The sequence below is a fragment of the Clostridium nigeriense genome (assembly GCF_050585265.1).
GTDB classification, from domain to species: domain Bacteria; phylum Bacillota; class Clostridia; order Clostridiales; family Clostridiaceae; genus Clostridium; species Clostridium nigeriense_B.
Genome location: NZ_JBNOOE010000017.1, coordinates 47,753 through 69,391 on the forward strand (window position 1 = coordinate 47,753; position 21,639 = coordinate 69,391).

The following is a 21,639-nucleotide window of genomic DNA, read 5'->3' on the forward strand; positions in this document are numbered from 1 at the left end:
AATAAATAACTATCAAAAGGGGGGGAACTGCTTCTAAAATTTGCAAAAGCAATTTGAGGGTAGGAAGATTATGAAAAAAGAATTGACTTCACAAGAAGTAAAATTTAATTTTAACTTTAAAGAAAGTAGACTAGAAGGTAGTGTAACAATGATACCTGAAATAGATGGAGAGTATGAAAAAATAGGAAGAGCTCTTGATATTAAAAAAGAGGGCTATAATATTTATTTAATAGATTCATTTTCTAAAGAAAAACTAATGAAACTTCAAGCTTATATAAGGGAGCAGTACAAGTATTTAGAACCTCCAAAAGATATTTGCTATGTAGTATTAGAAGATTATAAAAAACCAGAAGTTTTATTTGTATCTAATGGTAATGGCAAAAAGTTAAAAGATGCAGTTCAAGAAGTAAGAAATAATTATATAGACTTAGTAGAAGAATTTTATAACTCTTCTACAGAAGATGAAAAAGATGAATTAATTGAAGAAATACAAAATAAGAGAAACTCTTATATAAGCGAATTGATGGAAATGGCTAAAAAAGAAAATTTTGAAGTAAAAGTTACTAATAAGGGGTTTGCATTTATACCTCTAATAAATGGAAAAGTAATTAGTGAAAGAGAATATGACAATTTAGAAAGAGAGAAGAAAGAAGTAATAGTATCAAAGGCTACAGTATTGAAGAAAAAGGCAGAAGTAATATTAGGAAAGATTAAAGAGATTGAAGTAAAATCCATAACAAAGTTAAAAGAAATATATAGTGATTTTTTAACAAAAGAAATGGAAGATTTAAAAGATGAAATATTATTTCAATTTATAGATGATGATAATTCCTATGAATATTTAGAAAAGTTATTTCTTTTACTGGAAAAAGAGATTATAGAATGTTATAGCATGGATATAGATGAGGATGAAGAAAAGTTATATGAAGTTATTAATAAGTTTGAGATACATTTATTAGTGGATAACAGTATGCTTCATAATCCACCAATAATATATGAAGAAGATCCAAGCATTAATAATTTACTTGGCTTTTTAGAATATGAGAATCATAATGGTGTGTATACTACAGATATAGATTTAATTAATTCTGGATCCTTATTAAAAGCTAATGGAGGCTGCTTAATAATACGGATGAATGCATTGGTAAGTAATGGATATTCTTACTATCATTTAAAAAAGGCTTTAATGACAAATAAGATAACCTACGATGCTTCAAAGTCATATTTAGATATAATATCTATTAATCCCCTTAAGCCACAGCCTATACCTATAAATGTTAAGGTAATATTAATAGGGGATATGGAAACTTATGATACATTATATAATTTGGATGAGGATTTTGGAAGACTTTTTTCATTAAGAGCAGAATTCTATCCTATAGTTGAGGCTAATGCAAATGTTACTAATTATGTGAATAAGTCTATTGATAGTAAGATAAAAGATAATAATTTAATGCCGATTACAAAAGAAGGAAGAAATGAAGTTATAAAATATCTATCAAGAAGTGCCAGTAGAAAGACAAAGGTAAATGTAGATACAGTAGAAATAGATAAAATAATTATTCTAGCTAATGATAATGCTAAAAAAAGAAGAGCTTTGCTAATTGATGGTGAAGATATAAGAAAAATTGCTTATGCTAAGGAGAGAATTGAGGAAGAATATGATAAGCTCTATGAAGAAAATAAAATACTAATTTCTGTAACAGGGAGTAGGGTTGGGGTAGTTAACGGTTTATCTGTTTTAGATACTGGGTATCATTCCTTTGGTAAGCCAGTTAGAATAACTTGTGTTACTCATAAAGGAAATGGAAAAATAGTTGATATCCATAAAGAAAGTAGATTAAGTGGGAAAATTCATGAAAAATCTATTAATATTTTAAGAGGATTATTAGGAAATATATTAGGAGCTTATGAAGATATCCCAGTAGATTTTTATTTAAGTTTTGAGCAGTCATATGGAATGATTGATGGGGATAGTGCCTCTGTTGCAGAAACAATATGTATGCTGTCAGCTTTAACCAAGAGGCCTATAAATCAAAACATCTCTGTAACTGGATCTATAAATCAATTAGGGGAAGTTCAAGCGATTGGTGGAGTAAATGAAAAAATAGAGGGATTTTTTAGAGTTTGTGAATTTTTAGAAAGTTATAAGGATAAGGGCGTATTAATACCATCTTCAAATAAAGATGAATTAATATTAATGCCTGAAGTAGAGAAAGCAATTGAAGATGGAGATTTTCATATATATATTATGGATACTTTAGAAGATGCAATAGAAACTTTAATTTTAAAAGATAATGAAAGTCTAGAGGATTTTTATATATCATTAAATGAAGAATTAGAAAAGTATAAAAATAAAAAATAAAATAAATTAAATAGTTAATTATCAAAGAATTAGTATGAAGTTCCATATTAATTCTTTTTTTTGTATTATTTTAATTTAAAATTCATAAATATGTTTGACTATGAATAAACTAATATGTTAAAATTATGGAAAAAGAAGGAAATTAATAAGGCGGTGGAGGAGGTGACGACTCTAAGGCAAATAGCCTTAGAGTATATTGTATGTATCTAAAGTTTGATAAAAAAGGTGATAAGCTAATTATAAATTTAATGGGAGAGCTTGATCATCATAGTGCTGAAGAGGTTAGAGTTAAGATCGATGATAGAATTGATAGAGATAACATAAAAAAAGTTATATTAAATTTTAATGGTGTAACTTTTATGGACAGTTCAGGAATTGGAGTTGTAATTGGAAGATATAAAAAGATGCAAAATAGAAGTGGAAAGTTATGTGTGGCTGAAATAAATAGAACTGTAAATAAAGTTTTTGAAATCTCTGGTATGTATAAGATAATAGATGTTTATAGAGATATAGATGAAGCCATAGTGAATATTTAGTGGAGGGTTTAAAATGGTAGATAATAAAATTAGTATTGAATTAATGAGTAAATCCCAAAATGAGGGTTTTGCAAGAGTTGCAGTAGCTGCTTTTGTATCTCAATTAGACCCAACGGTTGAAGAGTTAACAGATGTAAAAACTGCTGTATCAGAAGCTGTAACAAATTCTATAATTCATGGTTATGAAAATAAAAAAGAGGGCATAATCAAAATAGAGGCAAGTATCAGTGGAGATGAAATAACTATAATTATTGAAGATAATGGTAAAGGCATTAAAGATATTAAACAAGCGATGGAACCATTATATACTTCTAAGCCTGAACTTGAGAGGTCTGGAATGGGATTTACTGTTATGGAAACCTTTATGGATAGTTTAGAAGTTAGTAGTGAATGTGGAAAAGGTACAAAAGTTGTTATGAAGAAGAAATTTAATACAGTAAGTTAGGTGAAGTAGATGGAAAATGGAAGTGTAAGAAAAGAGGTGTACAATTACGAAGAAAATTCACAATTAATACCTCTAGCCAAAGCAGGTAATCAAGATGCCATGAACAAAGTTATTGAAATGAATTTACCTCTTGTATCATCCATTAGTAAAAAATTTCTAAATAGAGGGTATGATTATGAAGATATATTTCAAATAGGATCTATTGGTTTAGTTAAGGCTATAAATAACTTTGATGAAAAATTTAATGTAAAGTTCTCTACTTATGCAGTTCCTATGATAATAGGAGAAATAAAAAGATTCATTAGAGATGATGGGATGATAAAGGTTAGTAGAAATGTTAAAAGTTTAGCAAGAAAGCTTCATTTTGATAGAGAAGAACTAACTAAAAAATTAAATAGAGAGCCAACAATCGAGGAATTATCTGAATACTCAGGTATAGAAAAAGAAGAAATTTTATTTGCTATAGAATCTTCAGTAAATATGCAATATCTATATGATACTATTCACCAAGATGATGGGGCTCCAGTTTTGCTAATTGATAAATTAAGCGAAAAAGGAGAAGATGACAGTGATATGATAAACAAAATTGCACTTAAGGAGGCATTACGAAGCTTAGATAGTAAATCAAGGCAAATAATAATGCTTAGGTATTTTAAAGATCAGACTCAGGTGCAAGTTGCAAAGATGCTTGGAATTAGCCAAGTTCAAGTTTCTAGAATAGAGAAAAAAGTATTAGGACTAATGAGAGAAAAACTGCAGGAATAAATGTTTATTTAAAAAGCCTTTAAATTTGAGGCTTTTTTTTCGTATAAAAAATTCCAGTGTTATATTTAAAGTAAGTGGAATAATAAAACTATACAATTATAGAAAGGAGTAATATTATGCATAAGAAGAAATTACCTAGTGAACAACAATTATTTCAAAAATTTAAAACAATTGCAGATCAGACAAATCCAAAGCCAAAAATTGTTAGAAACTGTTCAAGGGCTTTTTTAGTTGGAGGAGCCATTTGTACTATAGGGCAAGTATTTCAAGAGCTATTATTGAAATATGGGTTTCCTGAGGAAGATGTTAAGATGTTACTTCCTATAATTATGGTGTTTTTAGGAGCACTATTAACTGGAGTTGGAATATATGATAAAATTGCAGCTTATGCTGGAGCAGGTACAGTGGTTCCAATAACAGGATTCTCTAATGCTATAGTTGCTCCGGCTATAGAATTTAAAAAAGAAGGTTTTGTATTTGGAGTAGCAGCTAAAATGTTTACTATAGCAGGACCAGTATTAGTATATGGAATAGGAAGTTCAGTAATTGTAGGAATTATTTATTATATAATACAACTATTAACTTAAGAAAGGTGAGTAGTTATGAGTAACAATACAAAAATAAAAAAGATAGGAAAACAAACTGTAAAGCTTATTCATCCTCCTAAAATTGTAGCAACTTATTCAATTGTTGGACCAAAAGAAGGGGAAGGACCATTAGGAAATTATTTTGATGAAATTTTAAATGATGATTTATTTGGAAAAGAAAGTTTTGAAAAAGCAGAAAGTGAAATGTTATATACAGCAATTACATCAGCAATAAATCGTGCTAATTTAACAGAAGATGATATAGATTATTTATTTGCAGGAGACCTTTTAAATCAATTAGGATCCTCTTCTTTTGCAGCAAGAAAATTAAATATACCTTTTTTTGGGTTATATGGGGCTTGTTCTACTATGTCTGAATCATTGAGTGTGGCATCTATGATGTTAGATGGAGGATTTGCAAATTATGTAGTTGCAGCAACTTCATCACACTTTAGTTCAGCAGAAAGACAATTTAGATTTCCATTAGAATATGGAGCTCAAAGAAGTCCTTTAGCTCAATGGACAGTTACTGGAGCGGGTGCTATGGTACTTGCAAAAGAAGGGAACTTTCCAGAAGTTACTCATATAACAACTGGTGTAGTTAAAGATTATGGAATAAAAGATCCAAATAACATGGGAGCTGCTATGGCTCCAGCAGCTGTAGATACAATATCAATACATTTTAAAGATACGGGAAGAGATCCAAGTTATTATGATGCTATAGTAACTGGAGATTTAGGAAAAGTGGGAAAAGAAATCATAAGTAAATTACTTTTAGAATATGGTTATGACATTAGAGAAAATTATTTTGACTGTGGAGACATGATATATGATGATACAATTCAAAAAACAGATTCAGGTGGAAGTGGATGTGGATGTTCTGCAGTGGTATCATCAGGATATTTCTATAAAAAGATGATTAGAAAAGAAATTAAAAATATGTTGCTAGTTTCAACTGGAGCATTAATGAGTACTACGTCATCTTTACAAGGAGAAAGTATTCCAGGAATTGCACATGCAGTTGCAATTGAATTCAAGCAATAGGAAGGAGAAATAGTTATGCAATATGTTAGTGCTTTTATAGTAGGTGGTCTTATATGTATTATAGGTCAAGTGCTTATGGATACAACTAAGTTAACTCCTGCTAGAATATTGGTGATTTTTGTGACAGCTGGAGTTGTATTAGGTGCTTTTGGAATATATGATAAATTAGTAGCTATAGGAGGTGCTGGAGCAAGTATTCCTTTACCTGGTTTCGGAAATTCATTAGCTAAAGGAGCTATAAAAGCAGTGGAAGAAAAGGGATTAATAGGAGCTTTTACAGGTGGAATAACAGGAACAGCTGCAGGAATAACAGCAGCAATATTCTTTGGATATATTATGGCATTAATATTTAATCCAAAGACAAAATCCTAAGTTAAGTGAAGCTCTAAATCTTTGATTTAGTTAGCTGAACTTACTCCTACGAAGGGCGTGGTAGTGGGTTTCCTTTATAATAAAGTAGATATTAAGTATATATTAGGTATTATGATATCTTTTTTATTTCATAAGATTTAATTATATAAAAATGGTAATACTTTAAGATGAGGTGTTACCATTTTATGATTAAAGAAAAAACAAACATATTACTTTATATATTTATAGTTTTTATATTATCAAGTTGTATATTTTTACTTTATTATAAAGATAGGTGGCTAGCAATAATCCTTGTTAGCTGTTTTTTTATTTTCTTTATTTTATATAAGAAAATAGATTTATTTATTATATTATCAATTTTCTTTTTAATACCTATAGTAAATAATATTTACTATTATAATATAGACCTAAAAAATGTTGAAGAAATAAGGATAATATCACTTAATAGTTACGGGGGAATCGGAGAGATAAAAGGTAGAAAGGCTTACTTATCTGGAAATTTAAATGATTTAAGTTTAGGTGATAGAATAATAGCTGGTATTAAATTAAATAAAGATATAAATATAGAAAAGGGCATTATTGGAGAGATAGAAATAAATGATTTTGACAAATTAAATTTAGATATTAAAGGGAAAATTTATAGAATTAGAGAAAATATTTTTAATGCAGTTAGTGAAAAGCTAGGAAGTAGAAGAGCTGCACTAATTACATCTATGTCCTTTGGATATACTGAATTTTTAGATAGAGAAGATGAGACCACAATGAAAAATTTAGGGGTATTGCATGCTGTTTCTGTATCTGGACTTCATATGGTTTTAGTTTACACCATATTAAAAAAGATTTTTGGAGGAAACATAGCTCCAATAGTAGCAGTTATATATGTAATTTTTACAGGTGCTGCAATATCAACAATTAGATCTTATATTATGCTTTTAAGTTTAAGCTTAGCAGTGCCATTAAGAAGAAATTATAATCCTTTGGCTGGGTTATCCTTAGCAGGAATAATACTTATTTTATATAAGCCCTATAGTATCTTCGAAGTAGGATTTCAATTAAGCTTTTTATCTACTCTTGGAATTATTTTATTTAATAAGAAATTTAATAAAGTTTTCTATAAGCTTCCCAAAGTAATTAGGGAAGGAGTAGCAATAAGCTTGGCCTCTCAAGTATTTACATTTCCATTTTTAGTTTTATATTTTAGAGAATTTTCATTAGGTTTTCTTGCGGGAAATCTAATTTTAATGCCTTTAATGAATGCTGTTGTAATCTTAGGTAATCTTTTAGCATTAACATTTAAAATAAAATTTATATTTAATTATTTATCATTTATTGCTTATTATGCTACCTTAGCTTTAGATATACTTTCAGAAAAACTACTAAGTATTTTACCGAGTATTTTATATTTAAATGAGATAATTGCAATAAGTTATATTGTTGTTATTTTTACAATTTATTTTTATAAAAAAGGGTATAAAAATATTGTGTATTTTCCTGTTGTGATTTTAATGTATAGTTATATTGATATTTATAGTCCTCTACCAAAATTAGAATATTATAAAGATGGAATAATATCAGTTAGTTACAAAGGTGATAGAAATATATTTGCATTAAAAGAAGGAGTAGATTTAGAAAAATATAAGATTATTACATTATCAAATAATGAATATAAAGATTTTAATAAAATAAAGATAAAATATGGCGTAGAAATAGAAAAAAGCAATAAAGATATATTAATAAAAAATAAGGATAAGAATCATTTAATAAAGCTTTCTAGAGGGAAAATAGATTATAATTATGATATAATAGACTGCAAATATAGTAATTATATAAAAATTATTTTATATAAAGATCAGGTTTTAGTATTTAATTAAGAAAGGTAGATTGCTTTGATAGATTTTGATGTACTAGAAGGTGAAGTAAAAAAAGGTAAGATTGATAATTCTTATATTTTTTGCGGATTAGATGAAGAACTAATTAAAGAAGGTATAAGTTTAGTAGTTAATAGCACTGTTGATAAATCTTTATTAGACTTAAATTATATAAGATTAGATGGATTAACTACAACTTTTGATGATATTATGAATGCTTGTGAAACAATGCCTTTTATGGGAGATAGAAAGGTAGTAGTAGTTTATAGAGCAAGTTTTTTAAAGGATAAAACAGATTCAGCTGGAACTAAAACATATAATGAAATTTTAAAATATCTAAAAGATTTGCCACCCTATACTGTCCTTATTATGTATTATTTATTTAATGATAAAAGAGATACTCCAAAGAAAAGCAATAAAGTAAGAGCTTTAGATAAGGTTTCTAAAGTTGTACATTTTGATAAATTAAAAAAAGATAGATATTATAAAAAAGTAGAAGATGTATTTAAAGAAAAGGGAAAAGAAATAGGAAAAATTGAATTAAGATATTTTGCTGAAAAAGTACAAAATAATTTTGATATTATTAGAAGAGAAGCTGATAAGCTTATTTCTTATACAGGTAACAGGGGAGTAACTAAGAGTGATATAGATAAATTAATAGCAAATTCTAGTGAAGATGATATTTTTGATTTGGTTGATTTTATATCACAAAAAAAAGCTGAAAAAGCATTAGATTTGCTTTATGAATTATTATCAAAAAGTGATCAACATATGCTTATTATTTCTAATATAGAAAATAATTTTAAGAGGCTTTATGAAATTAAAATTTCTCTTCAAAATGGAGCAAGGGTAAATGATATTTCTAATAAGTTTAAGCTTCCAACCTTTGTTTGCGAAAAACTTATTAATCAGTGTAGTAAATTTTCTGTTAAACAACTTCAAAGACTAATGGAAATTTGCTTAGAAACTGAAAATAAGATAAAAACCACTGGTGTAGACAAAAATATGGAGATGGAGCTTATGATATTTAACATATTTATGGTTAAGTAAAAGATATATATTAATAAAAAATTAAGAATTTAAAAGGAAAAATTAATAAAAAAACTCCCTTAGGAGTTTTCATAGTGACTAAGTAATAAAATAATAGCCGATCCAATGGATCGGCTTCTTATTTGATTACGCCATAGCGTTTAACTTTGCAGCTAATCTTGATTTCTTTCTAGCTACCATGTTCTTGTGACATACTCCTTTTTGAGCAGCCATGTCTAAAGCTTTAACAGCCTTAGGAAAAAGAACTTTAGCTTCTTCTACGTTGTTTGCAGCAACAGCTACTTCAAACTTCTTTACAACAGTTTTTAAAGCTGATTTAATCATTCTGTTTTGAGCAGTTTTAGTTTCAGTAACCTTTATTCTCTTTTTTGCTGATTTAATATTTGCCATTCTAAATTCACCCCCTTAATAATTTTATTAGGGTCTCTTTGCAGTTTTGGGGAAATCTGCGTTCGAGTTCGTTTTTAACATACTAGATTATATCATTGAAAGTTTAGAAGTTCAAGTATTAAATTACGACATTAAGGAAAAATAGAATAGATAATAGTTTTTTTGGAGGTATTTTTATGATTAATGTAAGAACTGATTTGGCAATTGAAGCAAGAGATATGTATACAAAAGAAAATAAAAGAGAGCTTGATGGAGTTATTGTAGATGAAGAGAAAGAGGGAGATATAAAGATAACTACAGTAACTATTGAAAGTGATGAGGCTGGTAGTGAACTTGGAAAACCAAAAGGAAATTATATTACTATAGATTTCCCAGAATTTACTCATTACGATGGAGAATCTATGGATAAAGTTTCAAAGGTTGTTGATAATGTTTTAAGTAGATTGGTAAATATGCCAGAAGAAAAAACTGCACTAGTTGTAGGTCTTGGAAACTGGAATGTTACACCTGACTCTCTTGGACCAAAGGTAACAGAAAAAATTATGGTAACAAGACATTTAAAACAAGTTATGCCAGATGCAATAGATGATTCTGTAAGACCTGTTTGTTGTATATCTCCTGGGGTTTTGGGGATAACAGGAATAGAAACTGGGGAAATTATTAAATCTCTAGTAGATAGGATAAAACCAGATTTAGTTATTTGTATTGATGCCTTAGGATCTAGAAAGTTAGAAAGGGTTAATAGCACTATACAAATAAGTGATACTGGTATTTCACCAGGAGCAGGTGTTGGTAATCATAGAATGAAAATTAATGAAGAATCCTTAGGAGTTAAGGTAATTGCAATGGGAGTTCCTACAGTAGTTCATGCTGCCACTATAGCAAATGATACTATAGATTTAGTTCTAGATGGACTTATAAGCAAAGCTGAAAAGGGAAAAGAATTTTATAATATGCTAAAATCAGTAGATAGAGCTGAAAAAAATCAGTTAATTAAAGAAGTATTAGATCCTTTTGTAGGAGATTTAATGGTTACTCCAAAAGATGTAGATGCTGTAATTGAGTCATTAGCTAAAATTATAGCAAATGGAATTAATATGGCAATACAACCTAATCTTGATATGGAGGATATAAATAAATTTATGAATTAAAAAATATTTTTTAAATTTATTAATAATTATGTAACTCTCTCAATATATTTATTAGAGGAAGGGGGAGTTTCATGTATTCATTGAGACAAGGTTTACCTAATAAGCAAAGAATAAATAAAAGTGGAAAGGTAGGGCCTAGTAATACTAATTTTAGTGTTGGCTATTTAATTATTATAGTAGCTTTTATCTTATTTATAATAAGATCAATAAATGTAATAAATAGTTACAATGAAAGAGGAGGTTATGCATATGTTCAAATGCTTAACTTTTCTATGCCAGTAGTAAAAACCCAAGTATATGATGAAGGAGCCTATGCAGATAATAATCTTTCTTTAAAAAATGTAGTTTTTGAGGCATTGGGAGTTAATGGGGTAAATGCTTATAACATAGTAGGTAAAGAGATAGGATTATTTAGTAATATTCTTGGAAACTCATCAATAACTTCATCTATAAAGAAATTAACACCTTTTTCACTGAAAAATGAAAGTATAGCTAAAATGACTGATGAAGAAATTGCAGAATTGAATAAAGTTAGTGAAGCATACGATCCAAGTTTAAAAAAGACAATAGATAATACAAAGCCAGAAGTTCTTATATTCCATACTCATACTACAGAAAATTACGCTGAAGCAGGTCAAGATACTATGGAAAGTGATTTTAATGTAGTTGGGGTTGGAGATGTATTATCTAAAGAACTTGAAGAAGGCTATGGAGTATCTGTTATTCATGATAAAACAAATCATAGTGTATCCTATAATGATAGCTATGCAAGATCAAATGAGACTTTAAAAAAATATTTAAATGAGTATGGCGATTTTAAGCTAATAATAGATCTACATAGAGATGGTGTAGATAGTGCTAGAGCTGATCAGTTAAAAAATGTTTATACTGTTAATATAAATGATCAAAATTTAGCAAAAATGATGTTTGTTACTGGACAAAATAGTACGAGATATGCTGCAAACAAGGCCTTAGTAGATGAGTTATATAATACTGCTAATACATTATTTCCTGGAATAATAAGAGATACTTATGAATATGAGATAGCAGCAACATCTATTAATTATAGCTTAAGTGATAATTTCATACTAATTGAAGTAGGTGCAAATGTTAATACAGCTCAAGAAGCTAAATTAACAGCAAAGTATATTGCAAGAATATTAGCTGAACACTTAAATAGATAAAATATGAATAAAAATTAGTTTTTGTGAGCATCCTTTAGATAGTAAAATACTAGGGGGTGCTTTTTTGATAAATAAAAAAGTAGTAGTTGGAACAATAATTTTTCTTATGATAATAGTATTAGGATTTATCCAAATAAATACAATTAATACGAAGGCATTATCACCAATTGGTAATGGTGAAGATAATTATGAATTAGTTAAGGAAGAGTTTGGAGAAGATTTTGAGGAGTTTATAAGAGATGATGCAGAAGTGAAAATTTATACTGCTAACAGTAATAATGAAAATATAATGGTTAAAGTTTTTAATAAAGAGTTTGTAGTTAATATGAACAATAAAATTACAGAGAAATTTTATGATCTTGGAGGATTTATATATAATGGCTTTAATAGTATAATAAATAAATTTAACGGAAAAACAAATAATACTGAAGATATTAATAATAGTGAAGATTTAGATAAAATTATAAATGATTTTTTGGAAGGAAATAATAATGATGATTAACACTTAATAACAACTTAACATTTATATTGACATCTAACCTAGACTTTGTGATATAATTTACCTTGAAATTTAAAATGGGGGTGAAGTGACTATTAGCCATGTTGCATAATAGTTTTATATATGAGTAGTAATAGACAAGAACGTATTAGAAATTTTTCTATAGTAGCCCATATAGATCATGGGAAGTCAACCCTAGCTAATAGATTATTAGAAGCCACAGGAACTCTTACTCAAAGGGAAATGGAAGAGCAAATCCTTGATAATATGGAAATCGAAAGAGAAAGAGGAATAACTATAAAATCACAAGCAGCAAGACTTGTTTATAGAAGACCTGATGGAGAAGAATATATATTAAATTTAATAGATACTCCAGGACACGTAGATTTTACATATGAGGTTTCAAGAAGCCTAGCTGCATGTGAAGGAGCAATATTAGTAGTAGATGCCACTCAAGGTGTTCAAGCACAAACATTAGCAAACTGCTACTTAGCATTAAATAATGATTTAGAAATTGCACCTGTTATCAATAAGGTTGATTTACAATCTGCAAGACCTGATGAAGTTAAACAAGAAATTGAAGATATTATAGGAATAGAAGCAGAAGATGCACCTATGATTTCAGCTAAAACTGGTTTAAATATTGCCGATGTTTTAGAAACTGTAGTTGAAAAGATTCCAGCACCTACAGGAGATGAAGATGCCCCTCTTAAGGCATTAATCTTTGACTCTTACTATGATAGTTATAAGGGTGTTGTATCCTATGTGAGAATTTTTGATGGTGTTGTAAAGCCTGGAACAAAAATTAAATTAATGGCTACAAATAAAGTATATGAAGTAACAGAAGTTGGTGTATTTACACCTAAAACTTTACCAATTGGTGAATTAAGAGCAGGAGATGTTGGATACATTGCAGCATCTATAAAAAATGTTAGAGATGCAAGAGTTGGTGATACTATAACTGAAGCAGATAGGCCAATATCAGAAGCTTTACCAGGATATAAGCCTGCTGTTCCAATGGTTTATTCAGGTATTTATCCAGTAGATGGAGCTAAATATCAAGAGCTTAAAGATGCTTTAGAAAAGCTTCAAATAAATGATGCTGCATTAAGCTTTGAACCAGAAACATCAATAGCATTAGGTTTTGGATTTAGATGTGGATTCTTAGGATTATTACATATGGAAATAATTCAAGAAAGAATAGAAAGAGAATTTAATTTAGATATTATTACAACTGCACCATCAGTTATTTATAAGGTAATAAAAACTAATGGAGATGTTATAGAGCTTACAAATCCAACTAATCTTCCAGAAGCAACTGAAATAGAATATATGGAAGAACCAATAGTTAAAGCAAGTATAATAGCTCCTTCTGACTATGTAGGTGCTGTAATGGAATTATGTCAAGAAAGAAGAGGAACTTTCATTGATATGCAATATTTAGAAGAAACAAGAGTTTCAATAAATTATGACATTCCATTAAATGAAATAGTTTATGATTTCTTTGATACATTAAAATCTAGAACTAGAGGTTATGCATCATTAGATTATGAATTTAAGGGATACACTCAAACTGAATTAGTTAAGCTTGATATTATGTTAAATGGAGATGTTGTAGATGCTTTATCTATGATAGTTCCTAAAGAAAAAGCTTACGAAAAAGGAAGAGGAATAGCAGAGAAGCTTAAAGAAATAATTCCAAGACAAATGTTTGAAGTTCCAATTCAAGCAGCTGTAGGATCAAAGATAATAGCAAGAGAAACAGTTAAAGCAATGAGAAAAGATGTTCTTGCAAAATGTTATGGTGGAGATATTTCAAGAAAGAAAAAACTGTTAGAAAAGCAAAAAGAAGGAAAGAAGAGAATGAGACAGGTAGGATCAGTTGAAATTCCTCAAGAAGCATTTATGGCAGTATTAAAAGTAGATAAATAAACTAACAAAAAGGCTAAATCATTTTGATTTAGCCTTTTTGTTAGATAACTATAAGAGTAAGGTGGTAATAGTATTGGTTTATATTAACTTGAGGTGTTAATATAGTTTATTATATACTTATAATGGAAAATTTGTTACATATTCATTATTTTAAATATATATTTTCTATAAAACTATAAAGTTCTGATAAATCACAAGTATTCCCTATAGCTCTTAGGTAAGGAATGAATTTATAATTATCTAATTCTATAAAATTAGGTACTCTAGGATTTATTCTAAAATAATTATTCTTTAAAAATTCTTTGCAATACATATCTTCTAAATCAGACATTCCATCCATTAACAATGCTAACAATGGAGATTTCATCTTAGAAAAAGGATGGAAAGACCATTGTAATATTCCCCAATTTTCAGTTTTCCATATTATTTTTTCGGGACTATTTCCAGTTCCTATGGATAAAAGTACAATATCATCTATAGTGTATTTAGGAAATGAAGATAATGATGATAAAATTGAAATTGCAGTAGGAGAGTTAGCTATTACCCCTCCATCTATATAATTTTTATGAGATGGAAAGTATGTAGGGGCAGCAGAGCTAGCTAAAATAGCATCACTAGCAATAAAATTACTAGTTGAATTTATAGATAAATTATTAAAAAACACAGGTTCCCAAGATGTTTTATCTTTATTACCTAAATAAAATGAAGTAATAAAGATAAACTTTTTAAAATTTGAAATTTTAAAGTCATCTTCAAAATAATTATTAATTAGATTTTTTAAAGCTTTATTACTAAATTTAGGTCTTATTAAATTAAACCTAGAAGGAGAAAAAATTTCTTTTGAAATTTTAGTAGTATATAAATTATTTAACTCCTTTAATGGAATTCCTTTAGCAAGGAAAGCTGCTATTATAGCACCTGTTGATGTTCCTGCAAAAAGATCAACTTCATTTAAAAGGTTTGGAAATTTATCAAGAACTCTAATTAATATTTCAAGACTTAAAGAACCTTTTATTCCACCTCCATCAAAGGAAAGAATTCTAAACTTTTTCAAATTAAATCCTCCTAACAAATTTAATTACTGATGTTATTAATATATTCAAAATATTGGATTATGCTTTTTATTTTATTTTCTTTTTGTATAATAAGGATAAGAATAAATTATTATAGAAAGAGTTGATGAAATGGAAAAGAAAAAAGAGCTATCTCTTTATATACATATACCTTTTTGCAAACAAAAGTGTTTTTATTGTGATTTTCCTTCATATGCATCTATTGATCACTTAAGAGAGGATTATGTAGATGCTTTATGTAAAGAAATAGAAACTAAGGCTAGTAAATATAAAATAAAAAGCATATTTATTGGTGGTGGTACGCCATCTTATTTAGAAACTAAAGAAATTACTAAAATGTTAAAGTCTATAAATAAGCTTACATTAAGCGAAGGTATGGAATTTACTATGGAATGTAATCCTGGAGCTTTAGAAGAAGAAAAACTTAAAGCAATGTTGGATGGAGGAGTAAATAGAATTAGTATGGGACTTCAAGCTGTTCAAAATTCATTGCTTAAAGATATAGGGAGAATTCATAGTTTTAAACAATTTGAAGAAAATTTTAACTTAGCAAGAAAAGTGGGTTTTAAAAATATAAATATAGATTTAATGTTTGGACTTCCTAATCAAAGCTTAGATGAATGGAAAGAATCCCTTGAGGTTGTTGCAAAGTTAAATCCAGAACATATTTCTGCTTATAGTCTAATAGTCGAAGAAGGAACAGCATTTTATAAGCTCTGGGAAAGAAATAAATTAATATTACCTTCAGAGGAAGAGGAGAGAGAGATGTATTCAATAACTAAAGATGTATTAAATAGTTATGGTTATCATCAATATGAAATATCTAATTACGCAAAGGTAGGATTTGAATGTTATCATAATAAAGTTTATTGGAAGAATTATGATTACTTAGGAGTTGGCTCTGCTTCCACATCATTTATAGATGGTAAAAGGATAAAAAACATAGAAAATGTAAAAGCTTATATAGATAAAATAAATTCAGGCGAAGATATAATGGAACATATTACTATAAATACATTAGAAGATAGTATGGAAGAATTTATTTTTATGGGCTTGAGAATGATAGAAGGTATTAATATTAATGAGTTTAAAAAAAGGTTTGGAGTAAATATTGAAAGTATATATAAAGAGGTAATTGATAAAAATATTAATAATAAACTACTTCTTTTAGATAATTATAATTTAAGGTTAACTGAAAAGGGTATAGAGTTATCGAATTCTGTTATGAGTGATTTCATACTAACTTAATCATGATAGAAAAAAAGAGAAAATATTAGAAAAACAAAGAAAATAAAGGATAATTTTATAAATTTAAATGAGATTATTTATTTTATGCTCTAATCAAATTGACAAAAAAGTCAATAAGGAATATATTGATATTGTAGTCATTAGCACTCGATGATATTGAGTGCTAACAGGTAGAGGTGATATAATGGCTATTGATGAAAGAAAAATAAAAATACTTCAGGCTATCATTAATGACTATATCATGACAGGAGAGCCAGTAGGCTCAAGGACAATAGCTAAAAGATATGACTTAGGGGTTGGATCAGCTACAATTAGAAATGAAATGGCTGATTTAGAAGAAATGGGTTATTTAGAACAACCTCATACTTCTGCCGGAAGAGTACCTTCCAATAAGGGATATAGATTATATGTAGATAAACTAATGGAAACAGGAAGGCTCAGTAAGGACGAGGAATTAAAAATAAAGGAATATATAATTAATTCAGCAATGTATGAAGTTGATAAAATAGTAAAGCAGGCTTGTTCATTATTGTCAGAGCTTACAAATTTAACAACTATAGTACAAACACCTTCTGTAAGAAGTAGTTATATAAAATCCATTCAATTACTTCCGATAGATAGTCATAATTTGGTTTCTGTAATAGTAGCAGACAGTGGAGTTATTAAAAACCATAGAATAAGAGTAAATAATATGCCAAAGCCTGAAACTATCCAAATGATAAATAAAGTCTTAAATCTAAGACTAAGAAATTTAACTATTGAAGAAATTAACTTGGAAGTAATAAACAACCTAAAACATGAATTAGCTGGGTTTGATGAAGTTTTCAATGGATTACTTCCTGCCTTATATGAAACCTTAAAGGAATCTAATAATACAGAAGTATTTATTGAAGGGGCAACTAATATTTTTAATTATCCTGAATATAACAACATTGAAAAAGCAAAAGAAATTTTATCTTTAATTAATGATAAAGATAATTTGCTAGAGTTAATTGAACCAGGAAATGATATAACTATTAGAATAGGAGAAGAAAATTTCTTCCCTGAAGCAAAGGACTGTTCTATTATATCAGCAGAGTATTCTGTAGATGGCAGACCAATAGGAAAAATTGGATTAATTGGACCGAAGAGAATTAATTATTCTAAGGTTGTTGCAATTATGAATCAAGTTATGAAAGAGCTTAATAAAAGCTTAAGAAATCAAATTATAGAATAAAGAGATGAGGTGTTTTTGTGGAGGATATGAAGGAGAGAATAGACGATCAAGAAAGTTTAGAGAATACTAATGAGACTTATAATAAAGTTGATGAGAATGAAGAAGTAAACTCTAATCTTGAATCAGAAACAGATAGCTCTTCAAATAATATGGCAGAGGACTCTTCAGAAGATATAGCTTTTGAAAATAATGATAAGGAAAATGAATTAGATATTATGCGTAAGTTAAAGGATGAAAATAAGAAGCTAAACAATGAAGTAGAGGCTTTAAAAGAAAGACTACTTAGATTAACAGCAGAATATGATAATTATAGAAAAAGAACAGCTAAAGAAAAAGAAGGAATATACACGGATGCATGTACAGATGTGCTAAAGGAAATGATTCCTGTGCTAGATAATTTAGAGAGAGCAATTTCTGTTGAGGGAAGTGTTGAAGATATTAAAAAAGGAATAGAAATGACTATTAAAGGATTCAAAGCTTCTTTCGAAAAATTAGGAGTTGAAGAAATAGATGCAACTGGAGAATTTGATCCAAATTATCATCAAGCAGTAATGCATATTGAAGATGAGAATCTTGGAGCTAATTCAGTAGCGGAAGTATTCCAAAAGGGATATAAAAGAGGAGATAAGGTAATTAGATATAGCGTAGTAAAGGTAGCTAATTAATATTAAGACATATTAACTAAATTTTAATATATAATATATAGTTTTAGGAGGAAATATATTATGGGAAAAATAATAGGAATTGATTTAGGAACAACTAACTCATGTGTAGCTGTTATGGAAGGTGGGGAACCAGTTGTTATTAGTAACTCAGAAGGTGCTAGAACAACTCCATCAGTAGTTTCATTCCAAGCAAATGGTGAAAGATTAGTAGGACAAATAGCTAAAAGACAAGCGATTACTAATCCAGATAAAACAGTAATCTCTATTAAGAGACATATGGGAACCAATTATAAAGTTAATATAGATGGTAAAGATCATTCACCACAAGAAATATCAGCAATGATACTTCAAAAAATTAAGGCAGATGCTGAAAGCTATTTAGGAGAAAGTGTAACTCAAGCAGTTATAACAGTTCCTGCATACTTTAATGACTCTGAAAGACAAGCAACTAAAGATGCTGGTAGAATTGCAGGTTTAGAAGTTTTAAGAATAATAAACGAACCAACAGCAGCCGCATTAGCATATGGTCTAGATAAAATGGATACTAACCAAAAAATATTTGTTTACGACTTAGGTGGTGGTACATTTGATGTATCTATCCTAGAACTTGGTGATGGTGTATTCGAAGTTTTATCAACAAATGGAGATACTAAGCTAGGTGGAGATGACTTTGACGAAAAAATTATGGACTTTATTGCAGAGTCATTTAAAGCTGAAAATGGAATAGATTTAAGAAATGATAAGATGGCACTTCAAAGATTAAAAGAAGCTGCTGAAAAAGCAAAGATTGAATTATCTTCATCAATGCAAACTAACATAAACTTACCATTTATAACAGCTGATGCAACAGGTCCAAAGCATATAGATATGAACTTAACTAGAGCTAAATTCAATGAAATTACTCATGACTTAGTTCAAAGATCAATTGAACCAATGAAGAAGGCATTATCAGATGCAGGACTTTCATTAAGTGATATAGATAAAGTAATATTAGTTGGTGGATCTACAAGAATTCCAGCAGTAGTAGACGCTGTTAAGAACTTTACTGGAAAAGAACCTTCAAAGGGAGTTAACCCAGATGAATGTGTTGCAGTTGGAGCAGCAATTCAAGCAGGTGTATTAACTGGAGATGTTAAAGACGTATTATTATTAGACGTTACACCATTAACTTTAGGAATTGAAACATTAGGTGGAGTTGCGACACCACTTATTGAAAGAAATACTACAATTCCTACTAAGAAGAGTCAAACATTCTCAACTGCAGCAGATGGTCAAACATCAGTTGAAATTCATGTAGTTCAAGGTGAAAGACAAATGGCTGCTGATAATAAGACATTAGGAAGATTTACTCTATCTGGAATAGCTCCAGCCCCAAGAGGAATTCCACAAATCGAAGTTACATTTGATATAGATGCTAACGGATTAGTTAAAGTATCAGCTTTAGATAAGGCAACTAATAAAGAAGCAAATATTACTATTACAGCATCAACTAACTTAAGTGATGAAGAAGTTGAAAAGGCAGTAAAAGAAGCAGAAAAATTTGCTGAAGAAGATAAGAAGAGAAAAGAAAAAATAGAAGTTAAGAATAATGCAGACCAAGTTTCTTATCAAACAGCTAAGGCTTTAGAAGAATTAGGAGATAAGGTATCTGCTGATGAAAAAGCTACAGTTCAAGCTAAATTAGATGAATTAAATAAAGTTAAAGATGGCGAAGATTTAGAAGCTATTAAAAATGCAATGGAAGAATTAAATAAAGAATTCTATGCATTATCTTCAAAAATGTATCAAGCAGCTGGTGGAGCTGAAGGTTTTGACCCAAATAACATGGGTGGAGCAGGCTTTGATCCAAACAATATGGGTGGAGCAGGAAATACTTCACATGATGATAATGTAGTAGATGCAGATTTTGAAGTTAAAGACGATAAATAGTTGTAACTTATTAATGAGATATATATAATATATGAGGGAAGGCAAAAGTCGTCTTCCCTTTTATGAAGTTGAAAATGGTGGTGAAAATAGATGGCAAATAAGGACTATTATGCAGCCCTTGGGCTTGAAAAAGGAGCTTCAGAAGAAGAAGTCAAAAAAGCCTTTAGAAAGCTTGCTATAAAATATCATCCTGACAAGAATCAAGGCGATAAGGAAGCTGAAAATAAATTTAAAGAAATAAATGAAGCTTATCAAGTGCTTTCAGATCCAGAGAAAAAAGAAAGATATGATAGGTATGGAACAGCTGATTTCGATGGAAGTGGATTTGGTGCAGGTGGATTTGGCGGCTTTGATTTTTCAGAGATGGGTGGCTTTGGAGACATATTTGAAAGCTTCTTTGGAGGCGGCGGTGGCAGCGGAAGAAGAAGAAATGGCCCTCAAAGAGGTTCTGATTTAGAATATACAATTAATTTAACATTTGAAGAAGCAGTTTTTGGAGTTGAAAAGGAACTAACAATAGATAGAAGCGAATCTTGTGAATCTTGTAAAGGAACAGGTGCTAAAGCTGGTACTTCAAAAAAGACATGTCCAACATGTAATGGTCAAGGGCAAGTAAGAGTTCAAAGACAAACTCCGCTTGGAAGTTTTGTAAGTACTTCAACTTGTGATACTTGTCATGGTACTGGTACAATTATTGAAGAACCATGTACTACATGTCATGGAAGAGGTCATGTTAGAAAGACAAGAAAAATTACAGTTAATATTCCAGCTGGTGTAGATACAGGAAATGTTATGCCTTTAAGAGGACAAGGAAATCATGGTACAAATGATGGCCCACCAGGAGATTTATACGTAAAAATTAATGTGGCTCCTTCAAAGAAGTTTGTAAGAAAAGGAAATGATATATATATTGATGCTCATATATCTATGGGTAATGCTGCTTTAGGAACAGAAATAACTGTTGCTACAGTAGATGGAGATGTGAAGTACACAATTCCTGCAGGAACTCAATCAGGTACACTATTTAGATTAAAAGGAAAAGGGGTACCAAGAGTAAACTCATCTGGTAGAGGAGATCAATACGTTAAAGTAATAGTAGATATTCCTAAGAACTTAAATGAAAAGCAAAAGGATGCTTTAAAGGCATTTATGGAAGCTTGCGGAGAAAAAGTTGGAGAAGGAACATCTCATAAAAAAGGTTTAAAAGATTTATTTAAATAGAAAGAATTAGCTTAGCTAATTCTTTCAGTTTGTTGAAAAACCCCCTGTTTAAAAACAGAGGGTTTTTCTATTATTAGTTGTGGATAAAATTTAAGATTA

Annotated in this window: 20 protein-coding genes; 18 read left to right on the plus strand and 2 right to left on the minus strand. The window is 29.1% G+C overall.

The window, feature by feature from the left end; translation table 11 throughout:
• The first annotated feature begins 70 nt into the window (after nt 1–70).
• The 9 genes from ACQPVP_RS13950 (at nt 71) to holA (ending at nt 9,032) form a co-directional block, all read left to right on the plus strand.
• A complete protein-coding gene (locus ACQPVP_RS13950; RefSeq protein ID WP_430850926.1) occupies nt 71–2,365 on the plus strand; it encodes an AAA family ATPase in 2,295 nt (764 codons plus the stop codon).
• Nucleotides 2,366–2,565: 200 nt separating this feature from the next.
• On the plus strand, nt 2,566–2,901 hold the full coding sequence (gene spoIIAA / locus ACQPVP_RS13955) for an anti-sigma F factor antagonist (protein ID WP_430850928.1): 336 nt from the start codon (nt 2,566–2,568) through the stop codon (nt 2,899–2,901).
• A 13-nt stretch (nt 2,902–2,914) separates the two neighbouring features.
• Nucleotides 2,915–3,346 (plus strand): anti-sigma F factor, encoded by a 432-nt coding sequence (gene spoIIAB, locus ACQPVP_RS13960; protein WP_430839893.1) that lies wholly within the window; start codon nt 2,915–2,917, stop codon nt 3,344–3,346.
• 9 nt (nt 3,347–3,355) lie between these two features.
• The gene (gene sigF, locus ACQPVP_RS13965; protein WP_430850930.1) at nt 3,356–4,111 is read left to right on the plus strand and encodes an RNA polymerase sporulation sigma factor SigF; all 756 of its coding nucleotides are present in this window, start codon (nt 3,356–3,358) and stop codon (nt 4,109–4,111) included.
• Between the two features lie 116 nt (nt 4,112–4,227).
• Nucleotides 4,228–4,698, plus strand: coding sequence for a stage V sporulation protein AC (spoVAC, locus tag ACQPVP_RS13970; protein ID WP_430850932.1), 471 nt, complete (start codon nt 4,228–4,230; stop codon nt 4,696–4,698).
• A 15-nt stretch (nt 4,699–4,713) separates the two neighbouring features.
• Nucleotides 4,714–5,742 (plus strand): stage V sporulation protein AD, encoded by a 1,029-nt coding sequence (gene spoVAD, locus ACQPVP_RS13975; protein WP_430850934.1) that lies wholly within the window; start codon nt 4,714–4,716, stop codon nt 5,740–5,742.
• A 15-nt stretch (nt 5,743–5,757) separates the two neighbouring features.
• Nucleotides 5,758–6,114, plus strand: coding sequence for a stage V sporulation protein AE (gene spoVAE, locus ACQPVP_RS13980; RefSeq protein WP_430850936.1), 357 nt, complete (start codon nt 5,758–5,760; stop codon nt 6,112–6,114).
• Nucleotides 6,115–6,299: 185 nt separating this feature from the next.
• Nucleotides 6,300–7,985: a ComEC/Rec2 family competence protein gene (locus ACQPVP_RS13985; protein ID WP_430850938.1), complete on the plus strand. Its 1,686-nt coding sequence runs from the start codon at nt 6,300–6,302 to the stop codon at nt 7,983–7,985.
• A 15-nt stretch (nt 7,986–8,000) separates the two neighbouring features.
• Complete coding sequence (gene holA, locus ACQPVP_RS13990) at nt 8,001–9,032, plus strand: DNA polymerase III subunit delta (RefSeq protein ID WP_430850940.1); 1,032 nt, start codon at nt 8,001–8,003, stop codon at nt 9,030–9,032.
• 126 nt (nt 9,033–9,158) lie between these two features.
• On the opposite strand, the gene rpsT is transcribed toward holA, so the two are convergent.
• Nucleotides 9,159–9,422: a 30S ribosomal protein S20 gene (gene rpsT, locus ACQPVP_RS13995; RefSeq protein WP_430839906.1), complete on the minus strand. Its 264-nt coding sequence runs from the start codon at nt 9,420–9,422 to the stop codon at nt 9,159–9,161.
• Between the two features lie 176 nt (nt 9,423–9,598).
• On the opposite strand from rpsT, the gene gpr reads away from it, so the two are divergent.
• The 4 genes from gpr (at nt 9,599) to lepA (ending at nt 14,188) form a co-directional block, all read left to right on the plus strand.
• Nucleotides 9,599–10,573: a GPR endopeptidase gene (gpr, locus tag ACQPVP_RS14000; RefSeq protein ID WP_430850942.1), complete on the plus strand. Its 975-nt coding sequence runs from the start codon at nt 9,599–9,601 to the stop codon at nt 10,571–10,573.
• A gap of 71 nt (nt 10,574–10,644) precedes the next feature.
• Complete coding sequence (locus ACQPVP_RS14005) at nt 10,645–11,757, plus strand: stage II sporulation protein P (protein ID WP_430850944.1); 1,113 nt, start codon at nt 10,645–10,647, stop codon at nt 11,755–11,757.
• 64 nt (nt 11,758–11,821) lie between these two features.
• A complete protein-coding gene (locus ACQPVP_RS14010) occupies nt 11,822–12,259 on the plus strand; it encodes a hypothetical protein (protein ID WP_430850946.1) in 438 nt (145 codons plus the stop codon).
• Nucleotides 12,260–12,379: 120 nt separating this feature from the next.
• A complete protein-coding gene (gene lepA / locus ACQPVP_RS14015) occupies nt 12,380–14,188 on the plus strand; it encodes a translation elongation factor 4 (protein WP_430850948.1) in 1,809 nt (602 codons plus the stop codon).
• A gap of 145 nt (nt 14,189–14,333) precedes the next feature.
• Here the strand turns inward: lepA and ACQPVP_RS14020 are convergent, their stop codons facing one another.
• The gene (locus tag ACQPVP_RS14020; protein WP_430850950.1) at nt 14,334–15,242 is read right to left on the minus strand and encodes a patatin-like phospholipase family protein; all 909 of its coding nucleotides are present in this window, start codon (nt 15,240–15,242) and stop codon (nt 14,334–14,336) included.
• 130 nt (nt 15,243–15,372) lie between these two features.
• Here ACQPVP_RS14020 and hemW point away from each other — a divergent pair, with 130 nt between their 5' ends.
• From hemW to dnaJ, 5 genes are all read left to right on the plus strand, one after another.
• Nucleotides 15,373–16,509: a radical SAM family heme chaperone HemW gene (gene hemW / locus ACQPVP_RS14025; protein ID WP_430850952.1), complete on the plus strand. Its 1,137-nt coding sequence runs from the start codon at nt 15,373–15,375 to the stop codon at nt 16,507–16,509.
• Nucleotides 16,510–16,693: 184 nt separating this feature from the next.
• Nucleotides 16,694–17,725: a heat-inducible transcriptional repressor HrcA gene (gene hrcA / locus ACQPVP_RS14030; protein ID WP_430839918.1), complete on the plus strand. Its 1,032-nt coding sequence runs from the start codon at nt 16,694–16,696 to the stop codon at nt 17,723–17,725.
• Between the two features lie 17 nt (nt 17,726–17,742).
• The gene (gene grpE / locus ACQPVP_RS14035; protein WP_430850954.1) at nt 17,743–18,390 is read left to right on the plus strand and encodes a nucleotide exchange factor GrpE; all 648 of its coding nucleotides are present in this window, start codon (nt 17,743–17,745) and stop codon (nt 18,388–18,390) included.
• 60 nt (nt 18,391–18,450) lie between these two features.
• A complete protein-coding gene (dnaK, locus tag ACQPVP_RS14040) occupies nt 18,451–20,319 on the plus strand; it encodes a molecular chaperone DnaK (RefSeq protein WP_430850956.1) in 1,869 nt (622 codons plus the stop codon).
• Between the two features lie 90 nt (nt 20,320–20,409).
• Nucleotides 20,410–21,540, plus strand: a complete 1,131-nt coding sequence (gene dnaJ / locus ACQPVP_RS14045) for a molecular chaperone DnaJ (RefSeq protein ID WP_430850958.1) — start codon at nt 20,410–20,412, stop codon at nt 21,538–21,540.
• The last annotated feature ends 99 nt before the right edge of the window (nt 21,541–21,639 follow it).

Coding starts and splice junctions, on each gene's coding strand:
- ACQPVP_RS13950 (WP_430850926.1), top strand. CDS start 71: ATGAAAAAAGAATTGACTTCACAAGAAGTAAAATTTAATTTTAACTTT.
- spoIIAA (WP_430850928.1), top strand. CDS start 2,566: ATGTATCTAAAGTTTGATAAAAAAGGTGATAAGCTAATTATAAATTTA.
- spoIIAB (WP_430839893.1), top strand. CDS start 2,915: ATGGTAGATAATAAAATTAGTATTGAATTAATGAGTAAATCCCAAAAT.
- sigF (WP_430850930.1), top strand. CDS start 3,356: ATGGAAAATGGAAGTGTAAGAAAAGAGGTGTACAATTACGAAGAAAAT.
- spoVAC (WP_430850932.1), top strand. CDS start 4,228: ATGCATAAGAAGAAATTACCTAGTGAACAACAATTATTTCAAAAATTT.
- spoVAD (WP_430850934.1), top strand. CDS start 4,714: ATGAGTAACAATACAAAAATAAAAAAGATAGGAAAACAAACTGTAAAG.
- spoVAE (WP_430850936.1), top strand. CDS start 5,758: ATGCAATATGTTAGTGCTTTTATAGTAGGTGGTCTTATATGTATTATA.
- ACQPVP_RS13985 (WP_430850938.1), top strand. CDS start 6,300: ATGATTAAAGAAAAAACAAACATATTACTTTATATATTTATAGTTTTT.
- rpsT (WP_430839906.1), bottom strand. CDS start 9,422: ATGGCAAATATTAAATCAGCAAAAAAGAGAATAAAGGTTACTGAAACT.
- gpr (WP_430850942.1), top strand. CDS start 9,599: ATGATTAATGTAAGAACTGATTTGGCAATTGAAGCAAGAGATATGTAT.
- ACQPVP_RS14005 (WP_430850944.1), top strand. CDS start 10,645: ATGTATTCATTGAGACAAGGTTTACCTAATAAGCAAAGAATAAATAAA.
- lepA (WP_430850948.1), top strand. CDS start 12,380: ATGAGTAGTAATAGACAAGAACGTATTAGAAATTTTTCTATAGTAGCC.
- hemW (WP_430850952.1), top strand. CDS start 15,373: ATGGAAAAGAAAAAAGAGCTATCTCTTTATATACATATACCTTTTTGC.
- hrcA (WP_430839918.1), top strand. CDS start 16,694: ATGGCTATTGATGAAAGAAAAATAAAAATACTTCAGGCTATCATTAAT.
- dnaK (WP_430850956.1), top strand. CDS start 18,451: ATGGGAAAAATAATAGGAATTGATTTAGGAACAACTAACTCATGTGTA.
- dnaJ (WP_430850958.1), top strand. CDS start 20,410: ATGGCAAATAAGGACTATTATGCAGCCCTTGGGCTTGAAAAAGGAGCT.